Below are 25419 nucleotides of genomic sequence, written 5' to 3'. Positions count from 1 at the left end.
TCGGTTCACCGGGTCGGGACGTTCATCGTCGCGTGGGCGAGCTCCGCGGCGAACTCGCCCGGCGACGCGGCTTCCGCGAACAACCGGCGCTGCCGGGCAGCGCCGGTCCCGTGTTCGAACACCGAGTCCAACCCCCGCTCGACGTCTTCCTCGTCGCCCGCGGCCTTGAGCGCCGGCCGGACGAAATCGACCAGTTCGCCGAGCAGATCGCGCTGATCGGCCTCCCTGCCGGTGAAGACGTCGACGCCCGGCCCGTCGAGACCCCGGCGCGCGGCGGCCGTCAAAGCCGCGCCGATCCGGGTCCCGCGGGCCCGCGGCGGCCTCGTCGTCACGGCGCAGGTCGCGACCAGTCCGCGCACCAACGCGGCGAGGAGCACCGCGTCGTCGACGGCAAGGCAGACGTCGGCGATCCGCACCTCGACCGTGGGATGGCGAGGGGAAAGGCGGGCGTAGAAGTACACCCCCGCCGCGTCGAGCGCGTCACCTCGGCGCAAGGCGTCGCCGATACTCCGGTCGTACGCGGCCGCGCCGGACCATTCGTCGGGCGGTCTCGCCGTCGGCCAGCGGTCCCAGATCGGAAAGCGCCTGCTCGACCACCCGGAGTCGGCGCCGCGCTCCACCGGGGAATTCACACTGAGCGCCAGCAACGGAGCGAGCCACGGCCGCAGCCCGGTGAGGATCCGCGCGCCGAGATCCCGCGACGGCAGGCCGACGTGCACATGACAGGCACACGTCCCCGCCTCGTCGATCAGCTCCGGGAACGCCTGTGCCATCCGCCGGTACCGCGGTTCGGGGGTGAGCGCGTCTCCCCGCAGGTCGCCGGGCGGGATCCCCGCCGCCACCATGAGGCAACCGTCGGCCTCCGCCGCCGTCGCGACGGTCTGCCGCAACCGCGTCAGCTCCGAGCGCACCTCGTCCAGGCCACGGCAGACGCCGGTCGCGGTCTCGATCTGGAACCGCATCAGCTCACCGCTGACGTCCGGCCCGGGAGCGAGACTCGCGAGAAGTTCGGGGGCCCGCAACGCGACCGCGCCGTCCACCGGGTCGAGAAGGACGAACTCTTCCTCCACCCCAAGGGTGAAGTCCATGCCGTCGACCGCCATGTCTCTCCGTTTCCGGGGATTTCGCCGGTACCTCCGAATCTCCTCCTTCGAGCGCGGCGGGGAAAGGGCCGGTGTGCTGAACTTCGTTGCGGCGAAAGTGTTTCGTGGTCTCACTGACCGTCTAGGGTTGGTTCATGATCGATCTGCATCCCCCTGCCGAGCCTTATGACAAAGGACTGCTCGATGTAGGTGACGGCAACTTCGTCTATTGGGAGACCTGCGGAAACCCGGACGGCAAACCGGCGGTCATGCTGCACGGCGGACCCGGGCAAGGCTGCACGCCGGGGATGCGGCGGATGTTCGACCCCGTCCGCTACCGCGCGGTGCTGTTCGACCAACGCGGCTGCGGCCGCAGCACCCCGCACGCGAGCGACCCCGCGACCGACATGCGGCACAACACGACCCACCATCTCGTCGCCGACATGGAACGGTTGCGGGAACACCTGGGTATCGAACGCTGGCTCGTCACCGGCGGTTCGTGGGGTACGACGCTCGCGCTCGCCTACGCCGAACGGTTCCCGGAGCGGGTCACCGAGATCGTCGTCAGCGCGATCAGCACGACATGGCCTTCCGAGATCGACTGGCTGTACCGCGGCGCCGGCCGGTTCTTCCCCGAAGAATGGGCTCGCTTCCGCGGCGATCTCTCCGGTGACCTCGTCGCGGCCTACGCGCGGCTCATGGAAGACCCCGACCCGCACGTGCGGACCGAGGCCGCTCGCTCATGGTGTGCCTGGGAGGACACCGTGCTCTCACTGGAACCCGGCGCGACCGTCCACAATGGTCCGATCGGCGACTGGGAACTGGCCTTCGCGCGCATCGTCACGCACTACTATTCCCACGCCGGCTGGCTGGAACCCGGCGCGCTGATCCGCGACGCCGTCCTGCTGCGGGACATCCCCGGTGTGCTGATCCACGGACGCCGGGACCTGAGCTGCCCGGTGGACACCGCCTGGGAACTCGCCCGCGCCTGGCCCGGCGCGGAACTGCTGATCGACGACGGCTCCGGGCATCGGTCGAGCGACGTGAAACGGGCCTGGAAACTCGCGGCGCTGGACCGGTTCGCTTCACGAGGATCGGCTTCGGGTAAGTAGGCGACTCCTTAGCCGCCTGAGCCGGCTGTCGGTCGCGCCGGGTTCCAGCAGGTAAGTGGGCACGCCTCCATGACGGCCTTCCAGATGGGCCAGTGTCCGGAGGATTGTGGCGCCACTGCGACCATCCGTGCGCGCGTAGTCCGCGGCGATCGACGCGGCGGGCACTCCCGCGACGCTCAGCGCCAGCGCCACGAGCACCCCCGTCCGGTCTCGCCCGGCGCTGCAGTGCACCGCGATCGGACCGGGTGGCGCGTCACCCAGCCGCAGGGGCGCGTTGAGATAAACGGGATCGTCCGCGAACGGGAAAGTTGCGAAGCGTTCTTAAACGCGCGAAGTGCACCGCAATTAGGTGACTAATTGCGGCATACCCGCCCCGCCTCACCACTCCAAGACGGCAGTGCCACCCAAGCGTCCCGAAGAAACCCTAGAAGGCACTGCCGCCTAAAGACCACGAACCCGCGACCCCGCGACACCAGGACTCAAGCCGCCCGGTGGATGACGATGTCGTCGAGCCGCGTGCGGGCGTAGACCTTGACCCCGCCCCGCCCGCCGTCCATGGCGAAGGAGTTACGCACGGATCCCTTGGTGCTCTTGGCATCCACCGAGGCGGTGTCCCCTTCGATCCCGACCTCGATGCCGCCGGACGCGTTCATCAGCTCGGCCTCGCCGCGCGACAGCGTACCTACGCGGATCGGGCAGTTGGCGGCTTGTGCGGCGACGTCGCCGTCGGCGCGGTCGATGTCGAAACTCCCGCTCGAACCGGAGAGGGTGACGTCGGACCGGGCGTGCCCGATCCACACCTTGCCGGTCGCGCCCTCGTATCGGACGGTGCCCTCGACCTCGCCGATCCGCACTCCGGCCGAGCCGCCGTCGACGTCCACGGTGCCGGCGACGTGCCCGATCGCGATCTCGCCCGCCGCCAGGTTCCCGCGCACCGAGGCGACGCGGTCGACCTGAACCCGGCCTGACGACACCTCCAGCGCGCACTCGCCGAACCGGCCTTCGGCGGTCACGTCCGACCAGGCCGTGTTGAGGACCAGCTGGGAACCGGTGGGCACCTCGATGGTGATCGCGACCGAACCGTTCTTGCCGCCCGCCTTCTTCGTCTCGATCGACAGCTTGCCGCCGTCGAAGCCGACCTCGGTGTTCTCGGCGACCTTCACGTCCGACTTGCTCGCGGCGTCGATCGGCTCGACGAGCACGACCGTGTCCGGACGTTCGCTCGCGGTGACGCGGACCCGGGCGCCCGCGGTGGTCAGTGTGGCGGTGATCGGTGCAGTCGTGGGGAAGACAGACATGAGAGGAACTCCTCGGTCGCGGTGATCTTTCGTTGTGAGAGCAACGATCGCCGACTGGGCTGACACGGCACCGCCACGACGCTGACATGCCGGGGACGCGACGTCGAAGGGCCGCTGGCCGGAACAAGTCGGGACAGTCCCGCCCTCGCGGAGTGGCAGAACAATGGTGGGAGGAGGGCCATCCCGCCGATCCCGGTGACCAGGTCGTCCGGCCGATGTGAGCCGCTACGACGGCAGTACGACGTCGTCGGGGGTCTTGTCCGCGCGCAGCCCCCGCCAGGTCGTGTGCCGCAGGCGGCCGTCCGGGGTCCAGTTCCGGTGCACGACCTCTCCGACGAGTTCCGGCTCCACCCACCGCGCCCGCCGCGCCCGGTCACGCGGGACTTCCGAAGCGAAGGGCGGTGTCTTCCTTGCCAGTGGCGCGAGCCTGGCATGCAGGTCTTCGAGGGCCTTGTCGCTGAACCCGGTGCCGACGTCGCCGATGTACCGCAGATCGCCGGAGTCGTCGTGCGCGCCAAGCAACAGGGCGCCGAGAGTGCCCGAACGCCGCCCTTCGCCGGCGCGCCAGCCACCGATGACGACCTCTTGGGTGTGCCACAGCGCCCGTTTGATCCATTGCCGCGTCCGTTTGCCGGGGTAGTACCGGCTGTCGAGCTTCTTCGCGATCAGCCCTTCGAGCCCGTGTTCCTGGGCGACCTCGAGCAGCCGATCGGGGGAGATGTCGCTGTCGGTGTACCCCGGTGGGATGACGATGCGGCCACCGCCGCCCAGCGACGTCAGCAGCTCGCGGCGGGCGGCGTAGGGCTCGTCGAGCAGGTGGTCGCCGTCGAGGAACAGCACGTCGAAGGCGAAGAAGTGCACTGGGCTGCGCTCCAGCAGTGACGCGTCGGGCGTGCGCAGATGCCGCGTTTGCAGCAGCGGGAAGCTCGGCCGCCCCTTGTCGTCGAGGACGACGATCTCGCCGTCGAGGACGGCTTCGCGGCCATCGAGCGCTTCGCCGGTCACGTCCGGGTACGTCGCCGTCGTGTCGAGGCCGCGCCGGCTGGTCAAGCGCGTCTCGCCGTCGCGGGCGACCCGCAGACAGCAGCGGTAGCCGTCCCATTTGTACTCGTACCCCCACCCGCCGGTGGGCAGGTCACCGTCGGTCGCCAGCATCGGGGCGATCGCATCCGGCACGGTGGGCATACCTCACGGTACCGTCGAAGGGTGCCTGAGGAGCGGATAACGGTCGAGGTCGAGGGACGGCGGCTGGCGCTGTCCAATCTGGACAAGGTGCTCTATCCGTCGCACGGTTTCACCAAACGGGAGGTCCTCGACTACTACCGCCGGATCGCCCCCGTGCTGCTCCCGCATCTGCGCGACCGCGCCGCCACCTTCCGCCGTTTTCCCGACGGTGTCGACGGGGAACCGTTCTACGAGAAGAACGTTTCCCGGCACGCGCCCGATTGGGTGCGCACCGCGCGGCTCACCAACCGGGGCCGTCGCGGCGGGGAGGAGACGCTCGATTACCCCGTCGTCGGCGACCTGCCGACGTTGATGTGGGCCGCCAATCTCGCCGCGCTGGAACTGCATGTTCCACAGTGGACGGTCGGCCCGCGCGGCGCGCGGAAATCACCCGATCTGCTGGTCTTCGATCTCGATCCCGGTCCGCCCGCCGACGTCGTCGACTGCTGCCGGGTGGCCGAGACGCTCAGCGACCTGCTCACCGGAGACGGTCTCACCGTGTACGCGAAGACCAGCGGCAATAAGGGAATGCAGTTGTACTGCCCGGTGCGCACCCGGTCGGACGAACGCACCTCCGAGTACGCCAAGGCGGTCGCGGAGGAGCTCGCGCGCCGGTCACCGGAATCCGTGGTCGCGCGGATGACGAAGGCGATCCGCCCCGGCCGCGTGTTCATCGACTGGAGCCAGAACAACACCGCCAAGACCACCATCGCGCCGTACTCGCTGCGGGGCCGCGCGATCCCGACCGTCTCCACACCCGTGACCTGGGAGGAGGTCGAAGCCTGCCGCAAGGCCGCCGACCTGCTGTTCACCGCCGATCAGGTGATCGAACGCGTCGAGGAGATGGGTGACCTGTTCGGCGACATCACCGAGCATCGCGCGGCCGTCCCCGCCCGGTGACCGGTGTCATGTTTGAACGGCTGCGTATGGGAAACTCCCAGGTCAGAGGAGTGACCCCGAATGAACGAGAAAGTCAAAGACCCCGAAAGCCTGTCATGCCGCGCCCTGGCCATGCTGCGAGCCGTGGCGCAGGGCAGGGCCGAGATCACCGTCAGCCTGGAGCCGGATCTCTACGTCGACGGCCTGCCGTGCAGTGACCAGAGCACGGCCCACCGCCTCGCCCACGCCGGGCTGATCCGGACGCCGCGTGAAGGTGTTCCCGGCAGCCGCGTGGCCGCCGAGTTGTCCGAAACCGGACAGGATCTGCTGGAGCCCTTGGCGTCCGCGGCCTAACGCGGAGCAACCCGGAAAGACCACTGTGGACTCCCAACCGTTCCGCATACGATCGGCGGAGCGGGTGCGCGGGGGTGCGCGCTCATCGGGCTGGTGCCTCCGGGGCCGGTGAGGATGTGGCTGTTGACCGGGTATCACACACTGGCCGAGACCGAGAACGCCGTGCGGGCCAAACTGGGCGGGATCCCGCTGCTGTGGGAGCGGATGGAGGCCGTCGCCAACCTCCACCGCGCCGCGACGGCCGTGCGGCTGCACTTCGAGAACTCGGTCCTGCGCAACGCGGGCCTCACCTGGACCGCGTTCGTGGTGCTCTGGGTGGTGTGGATCTTCGGCGAGAAGGAGACCAGGCACGTCGCCGCCGAGTCCGGGATCACCAAGGGGACGCTCACCGGCGTGATGAAGACGCTGGAGGCACACGGCCTGGTCACCCGGCGCAAACATCCGGTCGACGGACGTTTGGTGTTGCTCGCGCTGACGGCCGAGGGGGAGCGGCTGATGCGGGAGCTCTTCCCCGAGTTCAACCAGGAGGAAGCGTTCGTCACCGATCGGCTCAGCCCAGCGGAATGCACCGAGCTGGCCGCTTCGCTGCGCGAGATCGTCAGGCAGCTGGAGGAGAAGGGCGAGGAGCGGCGTCAGGCGGCGGCCCGGGGGAACTGACCCCTACCGAAGACGGTTGCGCGAGACCTTCGGCGACTCCTACGTTTTTTGGAGCCGAACGAAGCGAAGGGCGCGCTTGATGGACTTCCGGTACTGGCTCGGTCAGGCGTTGACGTCGAACGAGGCGTGGGGGGAGACGTTCGCCCCGTTCCGGCCGCATCCGTCGCTGGAGATCTCCGACGGGCGGTTCGAGTCCGCGTTCGAGGAGCTCACCGAGCGGCTGAAGGACAACTACCCGTTCTTCCACCCGTCGTACGCCGGTCAGATGCTCAAACCGCCGCATCCGGCCGCGGTGGTCGGCTACCTGACCGCGATGCTGGTCAACCCCAACAACCACGCGCTCGACGGCGGCCCCGCGACGGCCGAGATGGAACGCGAGGTCGTCCGCCAGCTGGCCACGATGTTCGGCTACACGGAGCACCTCGGGCATCTGACCACCAGCGGCACGGTGGCGAACCTCGAGGCGCTGTTCGTCGCGCGGGAAACGCATCCTGGCAAGGGGATCGCGTACAGCGCCGAGGCGCATTACACGCATGGCCGGATGTGCGGCGTACTCGGCGTGGAGGGGCATACGGTGCCCGTCGACGCTCGGGGCGCGATGGATCTCGACGCACTCGAAGAACTGTTGCGCACCGGGAAGATCGGCACCGTGGTGGTCACCGCCGGCACGACCGCGCTCGGCACGGTGGAACCGGTCCACGAGGTGCTGGCGCTGCGCGAACGGTACGGCGTCCGGGTGCACGTCGACGCCGCCTACGGTGGGTTCTTCCGGCTTCTGTCCGGTTTGGACGGTCCGGAAGGGCTGCCCGAAGCCCCTTGGCTCGCCATCGCCGAGGCCGATTCGATCGTCATCGACCCGCACAAACACGGCCTCCAGCCCTATGGCTGCGGCGCGGTGCTGTTCAAGGACCCCGGGGCGGGCCGGTTCTACCTGCACGATTCGCCGTACACCTACTTCACCTCGGAAGACCTGCACCTCGGCGAGATCAGTCTCGAATGCTCCCGCGCGGGTGCCGCGGCCGCCGCGCTGTGGCTCACCTTCCGGGTGCTGCCGCCCACCCCCGACGGCTTGGGCCGGGTGCTCGCGGCCGGGCGCCGCGCGGCGTTGCGGTGGGCGAAACTGCTGGAGGACTCCGAGCGGTTCGACCTGTACCAGCGACCGGAACTCGACATCGTCACCTACTTCCCCCGCACGGAACCGGTTTCGCTGTCCAAGATCGACCAGGAGAGCGCGCGGATCCTGCGCAACGGCATGGTCGCGGCGAGGGAACCGGTGTTCCTCAGCACGCTGCGGGTGAGCGAGCCGCAGTTCGGTCTGCGTCACACCGGGGTCGACGCGGATGCGGACGGCGCGAGGATCCTGCGTAGCGTGCTGATGAAGCCCGAAAGCGAGGACCACGTCGACCGGCTCCACGAGCGGCTGGAAGAGTTGTCCCGCGGTTGAGCTTCTCAGTACGCCGCAGACGAATGGATCCGCCATGCCCGAACCAGGTCCCGCCGAACCCGTGACCGCGATCGAGACCCGATCGCTCGGCACCGGTTTCCGGCGGCGCCACGTCACCATGCTGGCCATCAGCGGGGCCATCGGCGCCGGCCTGTTCGTCGGCACCGGCGCGGGGATCAAGACCGCGGGCCCCGGCATCCTGCTGTCCTATGTGGTCGCGGGCCTGCTCATGGTGCTGGTCATGCGCATGCTGGGCGAAATGGCCGCCGCCGAGCCGAGCAGCGGTTCGTTCTCGGTGTACGCCGAGAAGGCGCTCGGGCGCTGGGCCGGGTTCACCGTCGGCTGGCTGTACTGGTCGCTGCTGGTGGTCGTGGTCGCCGCCGAGGCCACCGCGGCGGCCGGCATCGCGAACGGGCTGCTGCCGGTGATTCCACAGTGGACCTGGGTGCTGCTGTTCATGGCGGTGCTGACCGGCGTGAACCTGTTCGCGGTGCGCTCGTTCGGGGAATTCGAGTTCTGGTTCGGCGCGATCAAGGTGACCGCCGTGGTCGGTTTCCTGGTACTCGGCACGCTGGCGGTGTTCGGGGTCCTGCCGGGGACGACACCGGTCGGGCTGGACAATCTCACCGGGCAAGGCGGTTTCCTGCCCAACGGCCTCCAAGGGGTGCTGACCGGTCTGCTCGCGGTCGCGTTCTCCTTCGGTGGCATGGAGCTGGTCACCATCGCCGCGGCGGAGTCCGACGACCCGGCGGACTCGATCCGCCGCACCACGCGCACGGTCATCGTCCGGCTGCTGCTGTTCTACATCGGTTCCGTGGCGCTGATGGTGTTGTTGCTGCCGTGGGAGTCCGCCTCGGCGAACACCAGCCCGTTCGTGACCATCCTGGAGCAGATCGGGGTGCCGGCGGCAGCGCTGCTGATGAGTTTCGTGGTGCTGACCTCGCTGCTCTCGGCGCTGAACGCGAACCTCTACGGCGCCTCGCGGATGGTGTTCTCCCTGGCCGACCGCGGTGAAGCGCCGCGCGCGATGCTCAAGCTGTCGGGAGCGGGCGTCCCCCGGACGGCGGTGCTGGCGTCGGTGGCCTTCGGTTTCGTGGCCGTACTGCTGAACTTCCTCGCCCCCGAACACGTGCTGCCGTTCCTGCTGAACGCCATCGGCGCCAACATCCTGCTGGTGTGGATCTTCATCGCGATCTCGCAGCTCAGGCTGCGCCGGGCCGCCGACCGCGACGGCACGGCCGCGGAGCTGCCGGTGCGGATGTGGGGTTTCCCGTGGCTCAGCTGGATCGCGCTGATCGCGATGGCGGGCGTGCTCATTCTCATGTGGACGGACGCCGACGCGCGGACACAGCTGTTCACCAGCGGCGCGGTGGCCGTGCTGATCGTGGTGATCGGCCTGCTCAGGCGACATCCGCGACGCTGAACAGCTCGCGCTCCACGCGGCTGAGGGCGAGCCGGACCGCGCCGAGCGCCACCGAGTCTTCGCCGAGTGTCGACGTCTCGACACGCACCGGGAACAGGCACAGCCGGGCCAGTTCGGCACGCAGCGGCGTCATCAGCGGGTTTCCGGTGCCACCGATCACCACCAGTTGCGGGTCGACGGCGAGGACGGTGGCGGCGACGAGTTCGACGAACCCACCGGCCCGGCGCAGGGCGCCGATCTCGCCCGCCGCGCCGTGGTGGCCGGCGTGCAGCTTCCCGCCGAGCAGCAGGCCCAGCGAGACGGTGCGCCCGGCGTGCACGTAGACGACGTCGTCGAGGCCGTGCGCGGCACCGCGCCAGTGTTCGGCCAGCGTCGAGAGCTTGGTGTCGTTCCCGGCCAGCACCGGGCATCCGCCGCCGAACTCCGCGGGAAGGTCGACACCGGTCCAGCCGGGAAGGCGGTCGTCGCGGACGACCTTGCCGCCGGACACCACGCCGGTGGTGCCGACGCCGAGCAGCCGCACGTTGACGTGGCCTTCGACGGCCGTACCGAGCGCCCGGCGCGCGGCGCCGAGCCGGTCGGAGGCGGCCATTTCCGGGGTGAGGCCGGTCTTCGCCCGCCCGACGACCTTGCCCCGCAGGTCGGCGACCAGGCACAACGCCTGGTGCGGGCCGACTTCGAGGCCGGCGACGTGGCCGGCCTCGGGGCGGAAGCGGTAGCGCTTGGCGGGTCTGCCGACCGGTCGCGGCGCGTCGGGGGAGAGCGGCACCTCCTCGACCAGGCCCTGCTCGCCGAGGTCGGCGGCGATCTCCTCGACCGTCGGCCGGGAGACCTCGCTCGCCTTGACCAGTTCCGCGAGGGTGAGTTCCTCGGCCGCGTACAGCGCCCGCAGGACGGCGATGGCGTTCAGCCGCCGCAGCAGTGACGGATCCCCTCGCGACAGTCTGGCCATGCGGCTCCCTAAACGGTGACGCGTTTGTCGTACTGGGCGCGCGCGAGGGCGATCTCGCTCTGGTGGTCTTCGGTCCAGGTGACCAGCGACTGGATGGTCTTGTGCAGCGTCATCCCCAGCGGCGTCAGCGCGTACTCGACGCGGGGCGGCACCACCGGATAGACGGTCCGGTTCACCAGCCCGTCGCGTTCGAGATGACGCAGCGTGGTGGTGAGCATGCGCTGGCTGATGCCGTCGATCTTGTACTTGAGCTCGGTGAACCGCAGCGTGTTCCGGTCGAGCAGCGCGATGACCAGGAGCGACCACTTGTCCGCCACCCTGTCCAGGATCTGGCGGACCTCGCAGTCCTCACGCGTGTCCCACTGGAAGGCCTCGTAGTCCTCCTCGGTGAGTTCACAACGACTAGGTGAGTTCAAAGTGCCTTCTTCCATGGTCATCGATAGTGACGGAAGATCCCCTTGGTTACAAGAGGGAACCGACCGGCTGATGAGTAACCGTCGGTTCCCGTTCACTGAGGGAGAAGACCTTGACCAACTCGCAAACGCCGCCGCGTGCCGCCGACCGGATGGGCGGCCGGGCCTGGGGCGTGCTCATAGTGCTGTGCGGCGCCATCTTCCTGGAGGGCATCGACGTCGCGATGCTGAACGTGGCGCTGCCGTCGATCCGGGCCGAACTCGGCCTGTCGACGGCGACGCTGAGCGGCGTGGTGAGCGCCTACGTGCTCGGCTACGGCGGGTTCATGCTGCTGGGCGGGCGCGCCGCCGACCTGTACGGCCGCCGCCGCATGTTCCTCGGCTGGCTGGTGGTGTTCCTCGTCTTCTCCGGGCTGGGCGGATTCGCCACCGAGGGCTGGATGCTGCTGCTCGCGCGGTTCGTCACCGGTGTCGCCGCGGCCTTCATGACCCCGGCCGGCCTCTCGATCATCACCACCAGCTTCGAAGAGGGCCCGAAACGCAACAAAGCGCTGCTGTTCTACGCCGGAACCGGGGCTGGTGGCTTCTCGCTCGGCCTGGTCATCGGCGGCCTGCTGACCAGGATCGACTGGCGCTGGGTGTTCTTCACGCCGGTGATCCTGTCCGCCGTCATCCTGGTCGCCGCGCTCTGGCTCATCAAGGAACCCGCGCGGCAGGAGCGCGGGCCCCGTCGCCTGGACTTCGCCGGAGCGCTCACCGTGACCATGGCGATGCTGCTGATCGCCTACGCGGTGGTCCGGCTGGAGCACCCCGCGCAAGGCTGGGGGTGGACCGTGGCGTCCTTCACCGGGGGAGTGGCCGCGCTGGTCACCTTCGTTGCCGTCGAACGGCGCTCGCCCGCGCCGCTGGTGCGCCTGGGCATCCTGAGGTCGGGACCGCTGGTGCGGGCGAACGTCAGCGCCTTGCTCTTCGCGGGTTCGTTCTTCGGGTTCCAGTTCCTGGTCACGCTGTACCTGCAGGAACTCCGGGGCTGGTCGACGCTGGAAACGAGCCTGGCGCTGCTGGCGGTCGGGATCGACGCGATCCTGGCGCCGACGCTGACCCCGCGCCTGGTAGCGAGGTTCGGCAACACGCGGCTGATCTTCGGCGGCCTCGTGCTGGCCGCCGTGGCGTACGCGCTCTTCCTGCCGCTGGGCCTGGACTGGACATACGCGGCGATGTTCCCGTCGATGATCATCCTTGGCCTCGGGTTCGCCCTCGCCTACGGTCCGTTGACGATCGTCGCCACCGACGGGATCGCCGAGGAGGAACAGGGACTCGCCGGCGGTCTGCTGTACACGGCGTTCCAGTTCGGTGCGGCGCTCGGGCTGTCCGCGGTGACCGCCGTCAACGTCGCCGCTCTCGGTGACGGGTCGCGAGAGGCCGCGCTCGGCGGCTTCCGCGCGGCGCTGGTCGTGCCGCTGGTGATGGCCGTCCTCGCCGCGATCGTCATCGCGTCCGGTCGTCAGCGTGTTTCGGCGAAGGAGGCCAGATTGGCCAGCGAAGAGGCGATCCCGGTCTCGTGATCCGCCTGGCCGATGCCGGACGGGACGTCCGTCGCGGTGACGGTCACTTCGGTGCCGTCACCCGCGGCGGCCAGCTCCCACGTCATCGTCATGGTGCCCGCGAACGCCGGGTCTTCGGACTCGAACACGGCCAGCTGCACCACGCGTTCCGCGGGCACCAGGTCGGCGAACCCGACTTCGACCACGTCCGTCGCGGCCGAAGATTTGCCGGGCGCGGCGGACGCGTCGAGGTAGGTGAGGATCATCCGGAAACCGCCACCCGGTCGCGGATCCCAGCGGTCGATCCGGCCGCGCATACCTTCGGGAGGCAGCCAGGCCTCCAGCGACTCGCGGTCGAGGAGGGCCTGGTAGACGGTCTCGGGCGGGGCGGCGATCACCCGGCGGCCGCTGTCGATCCTGTCCATCCTCCCGAGTCTAGGGCGGATAAGCTGATCATCGCGGATCACGGACGCCGGTGGTCCGGGAGGGGTGATCCACATCGAGTACTTCGTCGCCTGGTCCGCCTTCCTCGGCGGCTGGCTCCTCGTCGCCGGGCCCATGTACCAGGGCGCGCTCGAACTCCGTGAGGAGAGCAAGCGGTTCGCCGACCTGCGCTCGCTCGAGGAGATGCCCCGCCCCGACTTCGGACGGCCCGTATCGCGCTGGTGGTGGTTGCTGCCGCCGGTGGCCATCGCCAAGGAACGGCGACGGCGGCGCAAGGTGCACCGCGAGGTCATGAAGTCGTTCACGACCGAGCAGCGGCGCACCATGGCCACCTTCGCCAACAAGGCCCGCGGCTGGTTCATCGTGACCGCGGGCGCCTTCTTCATCGCCCTCAAGGAAACGTGGCATCTGAACCATCTGTACCACTGGCCTTTGTGGACCTACTTCGCGCTGGTGCTCGTCCCGCTGGCGCTGAGTTTCGCCCATACGTCACGGGGTGTCCGGCTCACCGTCCTCATCATGGGGTCCGAGGAGTGATGGTGTCGCGGGTGATCGACTCGACCTTCTCCTGCGCCTTCTTGGCGTCGGTGACCCAGAGCTTGTAGAAGTCGAACGGGCAGTCCGCCACGCCCTTGTCGCCCTCGTCCGCGTCCTGCACGCCGGTGTAACCGCGGTGCAGCAGCTTGAAGATGTGGTTCTGCGACTGGTCGTAGGTCCGCGCGTCGCGGATCGCCGACACCGACAGCTGCGCGTACTGGATCCCGTACTCTTCTTCGCCGGTCTCGCCGAGCGTGCGCCCGTCGAAGCCGATGATCGAGGAATGGCCGAAGTAGGAGTACACGCCGTCGAAACCGGCGGCGTTCGCCACGGCCACGTAACAGTTGTTGGCCCACGCCATCGCCTTGGCGATCAGGATCTGCTGCTCCTTGGCCGGATACATGTAGCCCTGGCAGCGCACGATCAGCTCGGCGCCCTTCATCGCGCAGTCGCGCCAGATCTCCGGGTAGTTCCCGTCGTCGCAGATGATCAGCGAGATCTTCATGCCCTTCGGGCCGTCGCTGACGTAGGTGTCCTCGCCGGGGTACCAGCCTTCGATCGGGCACCACGGCAGGATCTTGCGGTACTTCTGGACGATCTCGCCGCGGTCGTTGATGAGCACGAGCGTGTTGTACGGCGGCTTGTCCGGGTGGTCCTCGTGTCGCTCGCCGGTGATGGAGAAGACGCCCCAGGTCTGGGCTTCCCGGCAGGCGGCGGCGAAGATTTCGGTTTCCTCGCCGGGAATCGTCGCCGCGGTCTCGTACATCTCCTTCGGGTCGTACATGATGCCCTGGGTCGAGTACTCCGGGAACACCACGAGGTCCATGCCCGGCAGCCCGGATTTCATGCCCACCACCATTTCGGCGATCTTGCGGGCGTTGTCGAGCACCTCGGCCTTGGTGTGCAGCCGCGGCATCTTGTAGTTGACCACCGCGACGCCGACCGTGTCGGGGCTGGCGGAAATGTCACCGTGTCGCATTTGGATTCCTCTTCTCCTGATGGGTTTTCTGGAGCAACATGGCCGCCGCGACCAATGCGCAGGCGATCGCGGCCGCGATCAGCGCCGTCCCGCCGTCGCTGCGGTAAGCGCCGGTAAGGCCGAGGAAGGCGGGCACCGTGCAGGTCGGCTGGCTGAGCAGCAGGACGGTCCAGCCGGTGAACCGGGTCAGCTTTTCCTTGCCGAGGCCGAGCACCAGGAAGAACAACGTCCACAGCAGTGCCCAGGACAACCAGATGACGCCGAACACCGGATCGGCGTCGTGCCAGAAGGCGATTCCCGCGTACACCACGGCGGCGCCCGCCACGAACAGCGAGAACCAGCCGATGCCTTCGGGTGCCAGGCCGGCGAGGTTCGCGATGCCGACGTACAGGTAGGTGAAACCGAACAGGTACAGCCCTGACGCGGCGAGGATCGCGTCCGGGTTCCCGTCCGCCTGGACGATCAGCACGGTCGGGATGACGCACTGGAGCGCGCCGACGAACAGGTTCAGCACCGCCGCCGAGCGTGGCGGTATCCGGCCGAGCAACATCAGGCCGTTGATCATCAAGGCGGCGCCGACGTAGAGAAGGCCCACGTTGCCCATGCTCACCTCCGCGTAATGTGCATCACGTGGAATAATTTCAAATGAAAGTATGTGGTGTGCCGGAGTGAGTCAAGGGTGGAGTTCAGAGCCGGGTGAGGACTTCGAAGTCGTAACCGTCGGCGACCGCGAGATGGACGTGCTGGTCGGCCTGCTGCCCGCGGAACTCGATCGTGCCGCGCGGGCCGTGATAGGCGACGCCGTCGATCGCCGCGTTGAGCGCGGGCAGGTCGGGCTTGCCGGCCCGGCGGACGAGTTCGGCGAGTGTGTGCAGTCCCTCGTAACAGGATTCGGCGGCGTTGTTCAAGGCCGGGGCGCCGGGACCGTTGCGGTCGACGTAACGGCCGAGCAGGTCCATCGCGTCGGCGGTGACCATCGACCGGAAGTACGCGGCGGAGACGTAGAGGTTGCCGGTGGCGTGCGCGCCGCTCGCGAGGAGCATGTTCTCCTCCATCAGCGGGCTGAACCGGACCAGCCGGTCGCTGAGCCCTTGCGCGGCGAAGGCGCGGTTGAAGCGCACCGCGTCCTGCCCGACCAGCAACATGAGCACACCGTCGCTTGTGGACTGTTCGACCGAACGGACCACTGTGGACATATCGCCCGCGCCGAGCCCGACGAACGCCTCGCCGGTGATGCGCAGATCGAGATCCTTGGCGTACTGGCGGATCGCCCGCGTCGACCGGTGCGGCCAGACGTAATCGTCGCCGACCACGAACCACCGCCGGACACCGAGGTGGTCGCGCAACCAGCGCAGCGCCGGTTCGATCTGGCAGCGCGGCGTCTCTCCCGTGCAGAAGATGCCCGAACGTCGCTCGCCGCCTTCGTAGAGCGACGTGTACACGTACGGCACCCTGTCGGCCACGACCGGCGCGAGCGCGTGCCGGATCGACGAAATGTGCCAGCCGCTCACCGCGTCGACCCGTCCCGCGTCGACCAGCCGACGCAGGTCTTCGGCCACCTGCGCGGGGGTTCCGCCGCCGTCGACCACCTCGGCCTCGACCTGCCTGCCGAGAATCCCGCCGGACTCGTTGAGTTCGTGGACGGCGAGATCCGTGATCGCCTCGCAGGACGGGCCGAACAGCCCGGCTGGCCCCTGCAACGGGACCACCATGGCCACACGCCAGGTGTCGTCGCGGGTCCGGGTGGCGAGGCGTAGGGGCATGGCGCTCCGTGCGGTGGCCCGGTAAGGTCAAAGTGCTTTCACCTGGAAGTATTGCGAGGGTGTCCGGTTTTGGCAAGGGGACGGGATATGGGGACACGCGGCGTCGCGACCGCCGGAACGTCGCTCACCGGCTCGCTCACCCGTGCCGCCAGGGCCGTCGCCGGCAAGGTGGAGCAGGTGCTCGCCAAGGAAGGTCTCACCCTGGACCAGTGGCTGGTGCTGGACGCGCTGAGCGGCAAGGGCGGCCTCGCCATGGCCGACCTCGCCGACCGGACCCTGGCCACCGCCCCGACGCTGACCAGGGTGGTCGACAAACTGGTCACCACCGCGCAGGCGTACCGCGAGGTCGACGCCGCGGACAGGCGCCGAGTGCTCGTGCACCTCAGCGCCCGCGGCCGGGCGACGTACCGGCGTGTGGCCGCGAAGGTCGCCGAGGTGGAAGCCCGTCTCGACGTGACGGACGACGTCCTCGTGGCGTTGCGGGGCCTCGGCGACTGAAGGTCAGGCCTGCGGCGGATACGGCATCGGCCGCGCCTGAGGTTTCGCCTTCGTCAGCGCGACGATGCCGGCAACGCCGGTGACGACGAGCGCGACGACCACGAACAGCGCGGCCACCACGTACACGAGGCGGAAGCTGAAAGCGTCCGAGAGCAGCCCGCCGAGGAACGGTGCGATCACCAAGGCAAGGACACCGACGCCCGCTGCCGCACCGGCCGCGGCGCCGCGGCCGGACTGGAGCCGCCGGATCAACGCGACCGTCACGCCGATCGCCGCGCCCGCGCCGAGCCCGTTGAGCACCCGCCCGACGAGGAGCAGACCGCTGCTGGGAACGAAAGCGACCAGCACCACGCCGAGGAGCATCAGGAAGAGCGCGGGCACCGTCACCGACGTCGGGAAGCGCGCGCCGAGCAGCAGACCCGCCGGGAAGGCGATCGCGGCCGCGACGAGGTACGCGACGAGCCCGCTCAGCAGCAGGGACTGGCTCGACATACCCAGCTCGATCTGCAGGGCCGACGAGCCGTCGAAGCGGTAGATCACGGTGAGCAGGAACAGTCCGATGAGCGTGGCGAACCCCGGCCCGATCACCAGCCACCAGGGCGGTCCGGCGGTCGGCTGCTGGGCGTGTGGTGTCGGCGTCGGTACGAACATGGGGACAAACCTATAGCGACCGGCGATGGAGACGGCACCACTTCGCCGGGAAAGAAGGCGCCATAATCACGATCATGCCGCATGTCCTGCTGATCGAAGACGATGTGTCCGTTCGCGACGCGACGGAACTCGTCCTGCGGCGCCACGGCCACGAAGTCGATGCCGCCGGCAGTGGTGAAGACGGGCTCGACCTGCTGCGGCGCCCCGAGGCGGGCGGGATCGAGGTGGTCGTGCTGGATCTGATGCTGCCGGGGATGGACGGTTTCGCGGTGTGCCGCCGGATCCGTGAGCTCAGCACGATGCCGATCATCATGCTCACCTCGCGCGGCGACGATTCCGACATCGTCGACGGGCTGGAGGCCGGCGCCGACGACTACGTGGTGAAGCCGGTGACGGCGCGGGTGCTGGAGGCCAGGATCCGCGCGTCCGTCCGCCGGGTCGTCCCGGTCGCGCGGAAATGCGAGGACTTCGACGGGCTCGTCCTCGACCGAGCAGCCTTGACCGTCACCAAGAAAGGTGCCCCGCTGGCGATCCCGCCGACGGAACTTCGTCTGCTGCTGGAACTTTCCGCCGCCCCCGGCCGGGTCTTCACCCGCGAGCAACTGCTGGAACTGGTCTGGGAGCACGACTATTTCGCCGATGTGCGGCTGGTCGACGCCGCCGTCGGGCGATTGCGCGCCAAGATCGAGGACGTCGCTTCCCTGCCGCGCTATGTGCAGACCGTGCGAGGGTTCGGCTACCGTTTCGGGCCGCTGTGAGGTTCGGCGGGCTTCGCGGTCGCCTGCTGGTCGCCTTCGTGCTGGTGTCGTTGCTCAGTGCCGCCACCGCCACGGTGCCGGCCTACGACCAGGCCCGTGAGGCGATTCTCGAACGCGCGAGCTCCTCCGCCGTGCAGAACTTCCGCGACCGGGTGAACGCGAGCGTCGGGGAGTTCGACGTCCCGCCCGATCAGCGCGCGCTGAACCGGCTCGCCGAGGCCGTCGCGTCCGGTTCCCGCGACGCGAAAGTCGCCGTCCGATACCAAGATCTCGTCGCGCCCGCCGAGCAGGAGGCCATCCCCGCCGGGCTGCGGGACCGGGTGCGGACCGAGAACCGGCTGAGTTATCAGCGGATCGAATGGAACGGCGCGCCGTGGCTCGTGGTGGGCACCCCGGTCGCGTTCGCCGGTTCCGGGCGGCCGTCCGGCGTCGAGGTGTTCCAGGTGATCTCCTTGCAGGCGGAACAGGACGACATCGCCGCGCTGCTGACCACCGTTCGCGACGGCGTCGTCCCGGTCGTACTGCTCGCCGCCCTGCTCGCCCTGCTCGCCGCCGGCACGGTCCTGCGACCGGTCCGACGGCTCGCGAAGGCCACGCGCCGGTTGGCGGACGGCGCGCTGGAGACCCGCGTCCCGGTCAAGGGCCGCGACGAACTCGCCGCTCTCGCCGAGGACTTCAACGAAACGGCCGACGCGCTCCAGTCTTCGGTCGCCGAACTCCGGGAGCAGGAAGCCCGCGCGCGGCGGTTCGTCGCCGACGTCTCCCATGAACTCCGGACGCCGCTCGCCGCGATGACCATGGTGTCGTCCGTACTCGACGAGGACGCCGGAGACCTGCCGCCGGACACGGCCCACGCCGCCAGGACGGTGAGTGCCGAGACCGCCGGACTCGCCCGGCTCGTCGACGACCTCATCGAGATCTCCCGCTTCGACGCCCAGGCCGCGACGCTGTCCCCGCAGGACCTCGACGTCGCCGAGGTCCTGCGTGCGACGTTGTCCACGCGGGGCTGGACGGACCAGGTCACGGGTGAGTTCCCGGCCGTGCGGGCCCGGCTCGACCGGCGGCGACTGGACGTCATCGTCGCCAACCTCGTCGGGAACGCCCTGCGGCACGGCGCGCCGCCGGTGACGGTGGTGCTGCGCTCGACGACGGACGACGTGCTCGTCGAGGTCGCCGATCGGGGGCCGGGGCTCACGGCGGAAGCCTCGCGGCACTTGTTCGAGCGGTTCTTCAAGGCGGACACCGCCCGCACCCGGTCCGAAGGCAGCGGTCTCGGGCTGGCCATCGCCCAGGAGAACGCGCGGCTGCACGGTGGGCTCATCACGCACTCCGACCGCGAGGGTGGCGGCGCGGTCTTCATCCTTCGCTTGCCCCGCAACGGAAAAGAGACCGACCGATGAAGCGTGCGCTGGCCTCTCTCGCGGTCTTGGCCCTCGCCGCCGGCTGCGGGGTGCGACCGACAGGGGTGCTCGACGGCGGGGCGCCCGCTTCCGGAATTCCCGAAGGAATGCGGATCTACTTCGCCTCGGACCAAGGGCTGCGCGGGGTTTCCCGTCCTGACAGGGAGATCACGGATCTCGGTGCCGCCGTCAAACTCGTCATGGCCGGGCCGAACGACGCGGAACTCGCCGCCGGACTCACCGACCTGACCGCCATCACCGGCGAATTCTCCGCGTCCGCCACCGAGGGACGGGTGACCGTCCGGCTGCCGCGGACGCCGGTGACCGGGGTCGCCGGGATGGCCGCCGGCCAGCTGGTCTGCACCCTCTCGCGGGCCGAGACCTTGCTGCACGGGACCCGGGCCGACGCGGTGCGGGTGACCGTCATCGCCCAGGGCGGGACGGTCGGTCCGTACCAGTGCTCCCAGTTCTTGACCGGCTAGGTCGCGTTGAGCGCGACAGTGGGGTGAAGCCGAGACGCCCGGACGGCCGGGTACAACCCCGCGAGGACGCCGATCACCAGCGTCGCACCCAGACCCGCGCCCAAAGCCCACGGAGGGATGACCGCGGTCCAGCCCTGCGCCTTGGCGAAGCCGATGGTCGCGACCGCGCCGAGCACCGCCCCCGCCAGCCCGCCGAGCGCCGACAGCAGCAGCGATTCGGTGAGGAACTGCAGCAGGATCGCGTTCTTCGTGGCACCGAGAGCCCGCCGGAGCCCGATCTCCCGGCGTCGTTCCAGCACCGAGACGACCATCGTGTTGGCGACCCCGACACCGCCGACCAGCAACGCCACCGCGCCCAGTCCCAGCATGAGCGTGGTCAGGCCCTTGTCGGTGGCGGCCTTGGCCACCAGCGCGTCGGACGGCCGGGACACCTTCACGGAGTGCTCGTCACCCGGGTTGACCGTGCGGGCCAGTACGCCGCGGACCGCTTCCACCGAGGCGTCGGAGGACCGCTCGAAGATCGTGGTCGGATGCCCGTCGAAGCCGAAGAACCGTTCCGCCACAGGGAATCCGACGAGCGCGACCCGATCGAGCGTCGGCACGAGTTCGACCGGCGCCAAGATCCCGATGACGACGAACCACTCGTCGTTCATCAGGATCTTGGCGCCGGGCTCGGTCACGCCCAGCCGTCCGGACGCGATCGACCCGAGTACGACGGCCGGCACGCGCTCGCTCGCCGGATCCAGCCAGCGGCCCCGTTCGACCCGTGCGCCCAGCGCGTCGAGCAGGTCGGTGCGCGTGGCCTGGGTGGTGACGCCGGGGGCGAGCTCCTCGGGGACCGCGTCACTGCGCCGCACCCGCGCGTCGACCTCGGCCGTCGCGGTGACCTTTTCGACCGGGCCGATCCGTTCGACCATCGCGACCGCGGCTTGGGGGAGCTTCACCGGTTTGCCGTCGGCGTCCTTTCCCGCCTCGACGGTCAGCAGGTTCGTGCCGAGCCGGTCCAGCTGCGCCATCAGATCGGCCCGGCTGGACGTGGACAGCCCGACCACGGCGACCATCGTCGCGATGCCGATGGCGATCCCGAGCGCGGACAGCACCACCCGGGTCCGGCGGGCCCGCAGTCCGCTCACTCCCACCCGGAGGATGTCGGGAGGAGTGAGCCGGGCGGGCTTCAGTGATGTGCTCACGAGGTGGCCACCGCCGCCCGGGAGTCGAAGACGATCCCGCCGTCCCGGAGCCCGACGCGCCGGGGGAGCCGCGCGGCGATCCCGGTGTCGTGGGTGATGACGCAGATCGTCGTGCCGCTCGCGTTCAACTCGTGGATCAGGTTCAGCACCACCTCGCCGGACGCGCTGTCCAACGCTCCCGTCGGCTCGTCGGCCAAGAGCAGGCCGGGCTCGCCGACCAAAGCCCGCGCGATCGCGACGCGTTGCTTCTCGCCGCCGGACAGTTCCTCGGGCGTGTGATCCAGGCGGTGTCCGAGTCCGACTCTTTCGAGAGCGGTCCGAGCCTTGTCGGCCCGCTGTTTCCTCGGCACGCCCGCGTACAGCAAGCCGTCGGCGACGTTGGCCACGGCGTCCCGGCCCGATGCCAGGTGGAACTGCTGGAACACGAACCCGATGTGCCGGGCCCGCAACGCCGACAACCTGGCGTCCGACAGCCCGCCCACGTCGTAGCCCGCCACCCGCACCGTGCCCGCCGTTGCCCTGTCGAGCGTGCCGATCAGGTTGAGCAACGTGGACTTTCCCGACCCCGACGGCCCGACGATGGCGACCAGTTCGCCCTCGTCGATCCGGAGGTCGACGCCTCGCAACGCGGACACACCGCCGGGGTAGGACTTGGCGGCCGCGGCCAGTTCGATCACCGCCGTCATGGCTTGGCCGCCCCCACCTTCATGCCCTCGGCCAGCCCGTCGCCGGTGATCTCGATCCGGCCGTCGGCGCTCATGCCGGTCTCGACCCGGACGGTCGTGGTCGTGGTTTCGCGGACGATCTGCAGGCCGTAGCCGCCTTCGCGCAGCGCGACGATGGCCTCGACCGGGACGGTCAGCACCCCCTTGCGGCTCTCCTGGAGAAATTTCACGCTGGATGTCCCCGTGGTGTCCTCGGGCACCGCGGCACCGTCGTCCAGGGTGATCTCCACCTGGATCCCGGTCGGGGCCTCGGCGCCGTTGCCGGACTCCGCCCGGACCGTCCCGGACACCTGCCCGGGCGCAGTGGCACCCTCCGGCAACGTGACCTCGACGCGGGTGCCCACCTTCGCCAGCGTCTGGTCGTCCTTGTCCAGCTGCGCCCGCACGACCGGCTTGGTCGACGCGATCGTCAGTACGGGCTTGTCCGCGCCGATCTGGTCGGCCAAGGCCGCGTCGGCGGCCACCACCCGCACCGCCCCGGGCTGGAAGACCAGGTCACCCTTGCCGACGTCACCGGTCGGCTCCAGCACGCCGAGGGCCTTCTGCCAGGACTTCACAGCGGCCTGGGTGGCTTCGTCGTACTTGTTGTCGACAGGCAGGCTCCTCCCTCGCCCGAGGTCCCGGAGGTTGCGCTTCAGCTGCTGGACGTCCGGTCCCAGCGTGCCGACGGCCAGGTCGCGGAACATCGGCGTCGACCCGTAGAGCAGGACGACCGGCCGGGCGTCCCGCTTGTACAGCACCTGACCGCGCTCGACGGTCTTCCCCGGCTCGGCGGCCTGCGTCACCGTGCCTTCCACCGGTGACTTCACGGCACGACGGTTCGCGTAGTCGAGATGACCGTCGACGGTCTTGCTCCGCACCAGGTCACCACGGGTGATCTCGGCGACCGCCGGCGGCGCGCTCGCGGCGTTGGCCTTACCGCTGGAGTCGTCACCGCTCACCACGACGAAGACACTCACTCCCACGACGGTCACCACCGCCGCCACCGCACCGAGCACCAGCCCGCGCTTCACTGCATGCCTTGCGCTTGCTCGATGAGTTTGCCCCGGCACGCCGTCTCGGCCTGCTTGTACGCCGGCGAGTTCGTGCTGAGCTGCGGATCGGTGGGACTCGGGTCACCACCGGGCTGAGCGATCCCGTTCAGCATGGTCGGATTGGTGAACTTGCTGACCCCGTTCGCGCGCATGCACTGGGCGTGGGCCAGCAGCGACTCGTACACCTTCTGCTGGTCCTTCTCCGGCTCCAGCTGCATCGCCTTCTGCATCGGCTCCTTGCACGCCTGCATGGCCTCGCTGAGCTTCGTTTGAGAGTCCTTGCGCTCCTCCTCTTCCTGGACGACCTCGATCTTGGGCCAGTCGGCGTAACCGGACAGCAAGGGATCCGGCCAGTCCTTCAAACCTGCCTTGCGCATGCACTGCGTGTACGCGAGTTGCGCGTCGTAGAAGGCGCTCTTGCCCTCAGCCTGCGGAGCGACCGAGGAAACGGTCGGGGCCGCCGGTGGATTCGCCGAAGCGATGTCCGCTTCCTGGTTCTCGCCACCGCACGCCGCCGAAAGCACCAACGGGAGGGCCAGCAACGCGGCCAGCCGTCGGGAACGGGTTTCGCTGCTCATGCGGACGAGCATGCGAGCGGCACATGGTCGTCCTTCTACGAAGACATGATGGGAACGTAACAACGCGACGCCGTGCTGCTCGGACTGAGTTCTTACGTGGCCTGGTCGAGAACCAGACGATCAGGCGGGTATGGCCTCGCGGGGCGGATCGTCGAACGGCCCCGCCGTGCTTTCGTGGATGTCCCCCAGAACCCTCACCCGGCGAACCCGAGCCTGCCTGGGGATCTCGCCGATCGAGTTCGTTCACCGCCTCGGCGTCAGTGCCGCCGCACAGCTGCTCACCACCACCCGGCAGCCTGTCGACGAGGTCGCCGCCGCGGTCGGCTATGCCGATCCGGCCGCCTTCCGGCGGATCTATCGCCGTCACACCGGCGAATCACCGAGTTTCACTCGCTCGCGTCAGCGGCTGTAGGTGAGGAAGAGCGCTCCGCTGGGCAGCACGACGCTCTCGGTGAGAGTGAAGTGGTGCGGGTCGTAGGTCGCCTTGCCGCCGAAGAGCGGGATGCCCGAGCCGATGGTGACGGGGGCGACCTTCAGGATCAGTTCGTCGATCTCGGCGTAGAGCGTCCCGGCCAGTTCGCCGCCGCCGATGAGCCAGATGCCGAGGCCCTCCTCGGATTTGAGCTCCCGGACCTTCGCGACCGGGTCGGTGCCGACCACCTCGACAGCGGGATCCGGGCTGTGGCCGAGCGTGGTGGAGAAGACGTAATGCCGCAGGTGCGGATAGGCGTCGGTCACGCCCGCGTCCAGGCCGATCCGATAGGAGCGACGGCCCTCCACCACCGTGTCGAAGAGCACGCCGGGCGCGGTGACGCCGAGTGCCTCGCGGGCCATGACCGGCAGGATCTCGGGATAGTGCTCCACCAGGTGCTCGACGTAGTCGGGTGCGGGAACGAGAGGACCGCCGGGGACGAACGGGTTGCCGCCCGAGGGGTCCGTGATGAAGCCGTCGAGCGTCGTGGCGATGCAATAAGTGAGCTTGCGCATTCAGTCTCCAAGGACAAAGAGAGTCTTCTGCTCCAGTCGGTGCCCCTTCAGTCTCGGGCGATCCGGTCCGGTCGATCAACGATCACTCGGCTAGCGTTCGATAAGTCCCGCTTATCGTGCGAAGAGGTCGTTGTGGAGCTGCGTGACATCGAGGTGCTGTTGACCCTGGCCGAGGAACTGCACTTCGGCCGGACCGCGGAGCGGCTGCATGTGACGCAGGCGCGGGTCAGTCAGGTGGTCAAGGCTCAGGAACGCCGGATCGGCACTGTCCTGTTCGAACGTGACAGCCGCAATGTCCGGCTGACCCCGATCGGCAAGCAGCTCGTCGAAGACCTCCGCCCGATCAAGCAAAGCCTGCACAGCAGCATCGAACGGGCCGCCTCGGCCGCCCGGGAGAAGACCGACGTACTACGTCTGGGCATGATCGGTATCAACGCGGAAGAACTCGACCCTCACCGCGAAGCGTTCCACGCCGGCCATCCCCACGCCGACGTGCGGATCCGGCAGATCGGCTTCGCCGACCCCTTCGGCCCGTTGCGCCGTGGGGAAATCGACCTGGCGCTGCTCTGGCTTCCCGTCGACGAACCGGATCTCACCGTCGGCCCCGTCCTCTACTCCGAGTCCGTCGTCCTCGCCGTCGCGGCCGGAAACCCGCTCGCAGACCGGGAATCGGTGTCCTACGAAGACCTCGCCGATCAGGTCGTGATGGGAGGAGCGAGCCCCGGCTACTGGCGCGAAGCGCTCGTCCCCACCCACACCCCGAGCGGCCGGGCCATCAAGATCGGCCCGACCGCCACCAACTGGGCCGAGATGTTCCCCATCCTGGTCACCGGCGAGGCCGTTTCACCTGTGCACGCCCACAGCATCCGTTACTCGCCGGGAATCTCCTTCGTCCCCATCGACGATGCCCCGCCTGCCCGCTGGGCTCTTGTCTGGCGCACCGACGCGGCCACCGACCTCATCCGCGCCTTCGCCCGAACCGCCCGCGACACTCGCTGACGAGTGGCGGCG

Annotated in this window: 30 protein-coding genes; 14 read left to right on the top strand and 16 right to left on the bottom strand. The window is 69.2% G+C overall.

Annotated elements, in window-relative coordinates; translation table 11 throughout:
- Positions 1-5: 5 nt before the first annotated feature.
- On the bottom strand, positions 6-1103 hold the full coding sequence (locus tag ACLJO0_RS35490) for a glutamate--cysteine ligase (protein WP_410583476.1): 1098 nt from the start codon (positions 1101-1103) through the stop codon (positions 6-8).
- A gap of 134 nt (positions 1104-1237) precedes the next feature.
- On the opposite strand from ACLJO0_RS35490, the gene pip reads away from it, so the two are divergent.
- Positions 1238-2194 carry a prolyl aminopeptidase gene (gene pip, locus ACLJO0_RS35485; protein WP_410583474.1) on the top strand — a complete coding sequence of 319 codons (957 nt, stop codon included), beginning with the start codon at positions 1238-1240 and terminating at the stop codon, positions 2192-2194.
- On the opposite strand, the gene ACLJO0_RS35480 is transcribed toward pip, so the two are convergent.
- The 3 genes from ACLJO0_RS35480 to ligD (ACLJO0_RS35470) form a co-directional block, all read right to left on the bottom strand.
- Complete coding sequence (locus ACLJO0_RS35480) at positions 2168-2455, bottom strand: tyrosine-protein phosphatase (RefSeq protein WP_410583532.1); 288 nt, start codon at positions 2453-2455, stop codon at positions 2168-2170. The two genes, pip and ACLJO0_RS35480, sit on opposite strands and share 27 nt — an antisense overlap.
- Before the next feature lie 218 nt (positions 2456-2673).
- Positions 2674-3492, bottom strand: a complete 819-nt coding sequence (locus tag ACLJO0_RS35475) for a DUF4097 family beta strand repeat-containing protein (protein ID WP_410583473.1) — start codon at positions 3490-3492, stop codon at positions 2674-2676.
- 225 nt (positions 3493-3717) lie between these two features.
- On the bottom strand, positions 3718-4677 hold the full coding sequence (gene ligD / locus ACLJO0_RS35470) for a non-homologous end-joining DNA ligase (protein WP_410583472.1): 960 nt from the start codon (positions 4675-4677) through the stop codon (positions 3718-3720).
- Between the two features lie 21 nt (positions 4678-4698).
- On the opposite strand from ligD (ACLJO0_RS35470), the gene ligD (ACLJO0_RS35465) reads away from it, so the two are divergent.
- From ligD (ACLJO0_RS35465) to ACLJO0_RS35445, 5 genes are all read left to right on the top strand, one after another.
- On the top strand, positions 4699-5616 hold the full coding sequence (gene ligD, locus ACLJO0_RS35465) for a non-homologous end-joining DNA ligase (RefSeq protein ID WP_125793013.1): 918 nt from the start codon (positions 4699-4701) through the stop codon (positions 5614-5616).
- A gap of 60 nt (positions 5617-5676) precedes the next feature.
- Entirely contained in the window at positions 5677-5949 is a 273-nt protein-coding gene (locus tag ACLJO0_RS35460) for a hypothetical protein (protein ID WP_410583469.1), read from the top strand.
- A gap of 114 nt (positions 5950-6063) precedes the next feature.
- Entirely contained in the window at positions 6064-6606 is a 543-nt protein-coding gene (locus ACLJO0_RS35455) for a MarR family winged helix-turn-helix transcriptional regulator (protein WP_125793948.1), read from the top strand.
- A 79-nt stretch (positions 6607-6685) separates the two neighbouring features.
- Complete coding sequence (locus ACLJO0_RS35450; protein ID WP_410583468.1) at positions 6686-8050, top strand: pyridoxal phosphate-dependent decarboxylase family protein; 1365 nt, start codon at positions 6686-6688, stop codon at positions 8048-8050.
- A 34-nt stretch (positions 8051-8084) separates the two neighbouring features.
- On the top strand, positions 8085-9473 hold the full coding sequence (locus ACLJO0_RS35445) for an amino acid permease (protein ID WP_410583466.1): 1389 nt from the start codon (positions 8085-8087) through the stop codon (positions 9471-9473).
- Here ACLJO0_RS35445 and ACLJO0_RS35440 read toward each other — a convergent pair.
- Positions 9451-10425, bottom strand: coding sequence for an ROK family protein (locus tag ACLJO0_RS35440; RefSeq protein ID WP_410583464.1), 975 nt, complete (start codon positions 10423-10425; stop codon positions 9451-9453). The two genes, ACLJO0_RS35445 and ACLJO0_RS35440, sit on opposite strands and share 23 nt — an antisense overlap.
- Positions 10426-10433: 8 nt before the next feature.
- The gene (locus ACLJO0_RS35435) at positions 10434-10862 is read right to left on the bottom strand and encodes a winged helix-turn-helix transcriptional regulator (RefSeq protein WP_125786015.1); all 429 of its coding nucleotides are present in this window, start codon (positions 10860-10862) and stop codon (positions 10434-10436) included.
- Positions 10863-10990: 128 nt separating this feature from the next.
- On the opposite strand from ACLJO0_RS35435, the gene ACLJO0_RS35430 reads away from it, so the two are divergent.
- Positions 10991-12403: an MFS transporter gene (locus ACLJO0_RS35430; protein ID WP_410583531.1), complete on the top strand. Its 1413-nt coding sequence runs from the start codon at positions 10991-10993 to the stop codon at positions 12401-12403.
- On the opposite strand, the gene ACLJO0_RS35425 is transcribed toward ACLJO0_RS35430, so the two are convergent.
- Positions 12343-12807: an SRPBCC family protein gene (locus tag ACLJO0_RS35425; RefSeq protein ID WP_410583462.1), complete on the bottom strand. Its 465-nt coding sequence runs from the start codon at positions 12805-12807 to the stop codon at positions 12343-12345. The genes ACLJO0_RS35430 and ACLJO0_RS35425 overlap by 61 nt on opposite strands.
- 64 nt (positions 12808-12871) lie before the next feature.
- On the opposite strand from ACLJO0_RS35425, the gene ACLJO0_RS35420 reads away from it, so the two are divergent.
- Entirely contained in the window at positions 12872-13363 is a 492-nt protein-coding gene (locus ACLJO0_RS35420) for a hypothetical protein (protein WP_125793019.1), read from the top strand.
- Here the strand turns inward: ACLJO0_RS35420 and ACLJO0_RS35415 are convergent.
- The 3 genes from ACLJO0_RS35415 to ACLJO0_RS35405 all read right to left on the bottom strand — a co-directional run bounded on the left by ACLJO0_RS35415 (position 13344) and on the right by ACLJO0_RS35405 (position 16105).
- Positions 13344-14342 carry an aliphatic amidase gene (locus ACLJO0_RS35415; protein WP_125793020.1) on the bottom strand — a complete coding sequence of 333 codons (999 nt, stop codon included), beginning with the start codon at positions 14340-14342 and terminating at the stop codon, positions 13344-13346. The genes ACLJO0_RS35420 and ACLJO0_RS35415 overlap by 20 nt on opposite strands.
- Positions 14329-14946 carry an AmiS/UreI family transporter gene (locus ACLJO0_RS35410; protein ID WP_410583460.1) on the bottom strand — a complete coding sequence of 206 codons (618 nt, stop codon included), beginning with the start codon at positions 14944-14946 and terminating at the stop codon, positions 14329-14331. Before ACLJO0_RS35410 ends, ACLJO0_RS35415 begins: the two co-directional genes overlap by 14 nt.
- Before the next feature lie 82 nt (positions 14947-15028).
- Complete coding sequence (locus ACLJO0_RS35405) at positions 15029-16105, bottom strand: substrate-binding domain-containing protein (RefSeq protein ID WP_410583458.1); 1077 nt, start codon at positions 16103-16105, stop codon at positions 15029-15031.
- An 87-nt stretch (positions 16106-16192) separates the two neighbouring features.
- Between ACLJO0_RS35405 and ACLJO0_RS35400 the strand changes: the two genes are divergently transcribed.
- A complete protein-coding gene (locus ACLJO0_RS35400; protein ID WP_125793022.1) occupies positions 16193-16603 on the top strand; it encodes a MarR family winged helix-turn-helix transcriptional regulator in 411 nt (136 codons plus the stop codon).
- 3 nt (positions 16604-16606) lie between these two features.
- On the opposite strand, the gene ACLJO0_RS35395 is transcribed toward ACLJO0_RS35400, so the two are convergent.
- Positions 16607-17254: an MFS transporter gene (locus ACLJO0_RS35395; RefSeq protein ID WP_410583456.1), complete on the bottom strand. Its 648-nt coding sequence runs from the start codon at positions 17252-17254 to the stop codon at positions 16607-16609.
- Between the two features lie 74 nt (positions 17255-17328).
- Between ACLJO0_RS35395 and ACLJO0_RS35390 the strand changes: the two genes are divergently transcribed.
- Genes ACLJO0_RS35390 through ACLJO0_RS35380 form a run of 3 tightly spaced genes read left to right on the top strand, consistent with a single transcriptional unit; the run spans position 17329 to position 19894 of the window.
- Positions 17329-18012 (top strand): response regulator, encoded by a 684-nt coding sequence (locus tag ACLJO0_RS35390; RefSeq protein ID WP_410583454.1) that lies wholly within the window; start codon positions 17329-17331, stop codon positions 18010-18012.
- Positions 18009-19412: an ATP-binding protein gene (locus ACLJO0_RS35385; RefSeq protein WP_410583452.1), complete on the top strand. Its 1404-nt coding sequence runs from the start codon at positions 18009-18011 to the stop codon at positions 19410-19412. The genes ACLJO0_RS35390 and ACLJO0_RS35385 overlap by 4 nt, the downstream gene beginning before the upstream one ends.
- Positions 19409-19894 (top strand): hypothetical protein, encoded by a 486-nt coding sequence (locus ACLJO0_RS35380; RefSeq protein WP_410583450.1) that lies wholly within the window; start codon positions 19409-19411, stop codon positions 19892-19894. The genes ACLJO0_RS35385 and ACLJO0_RS35380 overlap by 4 nt, the downstream gene beginning before the upstream one ends.
- On the opposite strand, the gene ACLJO0_RS35375 is transcribed toward ACLJO0_RS35380, so the two are convergent.
- From ACLJO0_RS35375 to ACLJO0_RS35360, 4 genes are read right to left on the bottom strand one after another with little or no spacing between them, the layout of a single operon-like run.
- Positions 19891-21084 carry an ABC transporter permease gene (locus ACLJO0_RS35375; RefSeq protein WP_410583448.1) on the bottom strand — a complete coding sequence of 398 codons (1194 nt, stop codon included), beginning with the start codon at positions 21082-21084 and terminating at the stop codon, positions 19891-19893. The genes ACLJO0_RS35380 and ACLJO0_RS35375 overlap by 4 nt on opposite strands.
- Complete coding sequence (locus ACLJO0_RS35370) at positions 21081-21770, bottom strand: ABC transporter ATP-binding protein (protein ID WP_410583447.1); 690 nt, start codon at positions 21768-21770, stop codon at positions 21081-21083. Before ACLJO0_RS35370 ends, ACLJO0_RS35375 begins: the two co-directional genes overlap by 4 nt.
- Positions 21767-22822: a peptidoglycan-binding protein gene (locus ACLJO0_RS35365; RefSeq protein WP_410583446.1), complete on the bottom strand. Its 1056-nt coding sequence runs from the start codon at positions 22820-22822 to the stop codon at positions 21767-21769. The genes ACLJO0_RS35370 and ACLJO0_RS35365 overlap by 4 nt, the downstream gene beginning before the upstream one ends.
- Positions 22819-23421 (bottom strand): hypothetical protein, encoded by a 603-nt coding sequence (locus tag ACLJO0_RS35360; protein WP_410583444.1) that lies wholly within the window; start codon positions 23419-23421, stop codon positions 22819-22821. Before ACLJO0_RS35360 ends, ACLJO0_RS35365 begins: the two co-directional genes overlap by 4 nt.
- 178 nt (positions 23422-23599) lie before the next feature.
- On the opposite strand from ACLJO0_RS35360, the gene ACLJO0_RS35355 reads away from it, so the two are divergent.
- Positions 23600-23833: a helix-turn-helix domain-containing protein gene (locus tag ACLJO0_RS35355; RefSeq protein WP_410583443.1), complete on the top strand. Its 234-nt coding sequence runs from the start codon at positions 23600-23602 to the stop codon at positions 23831-23833.
- Here the strand turns inward: ACLJO0_RS35355 and ACLJO0_RS35350 are convergent.
- The gene (locus ACLJO0_RS35350) at positions 23821-24408 is read right to left on the bottom strand and encodes a dihydrofolate reductase family protein (RefSeq protein WP_410583441.1); all 588 of its coding nucleotides are present in this window, start codon (positions 24406-24408) and stop codon (positions 23821-23823) included. The two genes, ACLJO0_RS35355 and ACLJO0_RS35350, sit on opposite strands and share 13 nt — an antisense overlap.
- Before the next feature lie 132 nt (positions 24409-24540).
- On the opposite strand from ACLJO0_RS35350, the gene ACLJO0_RS35345 reads away from it, so the two are divergent.
- Positions 24541-25407 (top strand): LysR family transcriptional regulator, encoded by an 867-nt coding sequence (locus tag ACLJO0_RS35345; protein WP_410583440.1) that lies wholly within the window; start codon positions 24541-24543, stop codon positions 25405-25407.
- Positions 25408-25419: the final 12 nt, after the last annotated feature.

This window comes from Amycolatopsis sp. lyj-108 (genome assembly GCF_046549005.1).
Classification (GTDB): domain Bacteria; phylum Actinomycetota; class Actinomycetes; order Mycobacteriales; family Pseudonocardiaceae; genus Amycolatopsis.
The sequence above is the reverse complement of the archived record's forward strand: the minus strand, read 5'-3'. Positions and strand labels throughout refer to the sequence as shown.

Bases quoted from the DNA above. Each gene is read 5' to 3' on its own strand.
- ACLJO0_RS35490 (WP_410583476.1), bottom strand. From the start codon at position 1,103: ATGGCGGTCGACGGCATGGACTTCACCCTTGGGGTGGAGGAAGAGTTC.
- pip (WP_410583474.1), top strand. From the start codon at position 1,238: ATGATCGATCTGCATCCCCCTGCCGAGCCTTATGACAAAGGACTGCTC.
- ACLJO0_RS35475 (WP_410583473.1), bottom strand. From the start codon at position 3,492: ATGTCTGTCTTCCCCACGACTGCACCGATCACCGCCACACTGACCACC.
- ligD (WP_410583472.1), bottom strand. From the start codon at position 4,677: ATGCCCACCGTGCCGGATGCGATCGCCCCGATGCTGGCGACCGACGGT.
- ACLJO0_RS35460 (WP_410583469.1), top strand. From the start codon at position 5,677: ATGAACGAGAAAGTCAAAGACCCCGAAAGCCTGTCATGCCGCGCCCTG.
- ACLJO0_RS35455 (WP_125793948.1), top strand. From the start codon at position 6,064: ATGTGGCTGTTGACCGGGTATCACACACTGGCCGAGACCGAGAACGCC.
- ACLJO0_RS35450 (WP_410583468.1), top strand. From the start codon at position 6,686: ATGGACTTCCGGTACTGGCTCGGTCAGGCGTTGACGTCGAACGAGGCG.
- ACLJO0_RS35445 (WP_410583466.1), top strand. From the start codon at position 8,085: ATGCCCGAACCAGGTCCCGCCGAACCCGTGACCGCGATCGAGACCCGA.
- ACLJO0_RS35440 (WP_410583464.1), bottom strand. From the start codon at position 10,425: ATGGCCAGACTGTCGCGAGGGGATCCGTCACTGCTGCGGCGGCTGAAC.
- ACLJO0_RS35435 (WP_125786015.1), bottom strand. From the start codon at position 10,862: ATGACCATGGAAGAAGGCACTTTGAACTCACCTAGTCGTTGTGAACTC.
- ACLJO0_RS35430 (WP_410583531.1), top strand. From the start codon at position 10,991: ATGGGCGGCCGGGCCTGGGGCGTGCTCATAGTGCTGTGCGGCGCCATC.
- ACLJO0_RS35425 (WP_410583462.1), bottom strand. From the start codon at position 12,807: ATGGACAGGATCGACAGCGGCCGCCGGGTGATCGCCGCCCCGCCCGAG.
- ACLJO0_RS35415 (WP_125793020.1), bottom strand. From the start codon at position 14,342: ATGCGACACGGTGACATTTCCGCCAGCCCCGACACGGTCGGCGTCGCG.
- ACLJO0_RS35410 (WP_410583460.1), bottom strand. From the start codon at position 14,946: ATGGGCAACGTGGGCCTTCTCTACGTCGGCGCCGCCTTGATGATCAAC.
- ACLJO0_RS35405 (WP_410583458.1), bottom strand. From the start codon at position 16,105: ATGCCCCTACGCCTCGCCACCCGGACCCGCGACGACACCTGGCGTGTG.
- ACLJO0_RS35400 (WP_125793022.1), top strand. From the start codon at position 16,193: ATGGGGACACGCGGCGTCGCGACCGCCGGAACGTCGCTCACCGGCTCG.
- ACLJO0_RS35395 (WP_410583456.1), bottom strand. From the start codon at position 17,254: ATGTTCGTACCGACGCCGACACCACACGCCCAGCAGCCGACCGCCGGA.
- ACLJO0_RS35390 (WP_410583454.1), top strand. From the start codon at position 17,329: ATGCCGCATGTCCTGCTGATCGAAGACGATGTGTCCGTTCGCGACGCG.
- ACLJO0_RS35380 (WP_410583450.1), top strand. From the start codon at position 19,409: ATGAAGCGTGCGCTGGCCTCTCTCGCGGTCTTGGCCCTCGCCGCCGGC.
- ACLJO0_RS35370 (WP_410583447.1), bottom strand. From the start codon at position 21,770: ATGACGGCGGTGATCGAACTGGCCGCGGCCGCCAAGTCCTACCCCGGC.
- ACLJO0_RS35360 (WP_410583444.1), bottom strand. From the start codon at position 23,421: ATGAGCAGCGAAACCCGTTCCCGACGGCTGGCCGCGTTGCTGGCCCTC.
- ACLJO0_RS35355 (WP_410583443.1), top strand. From the start codon at position 23,600: ATGTCCCCCAGAACCCTCACCCGGCGAACCCGAGCCTGCCTGGGGATC.
- ACLJO0_RS35350 (WP_410583441.1), bottom strand. From the start codon at position 24,408: ATGCGCAAGCTCACTTATTGCATCGCCACGACGCTCGACGGCTTCATC.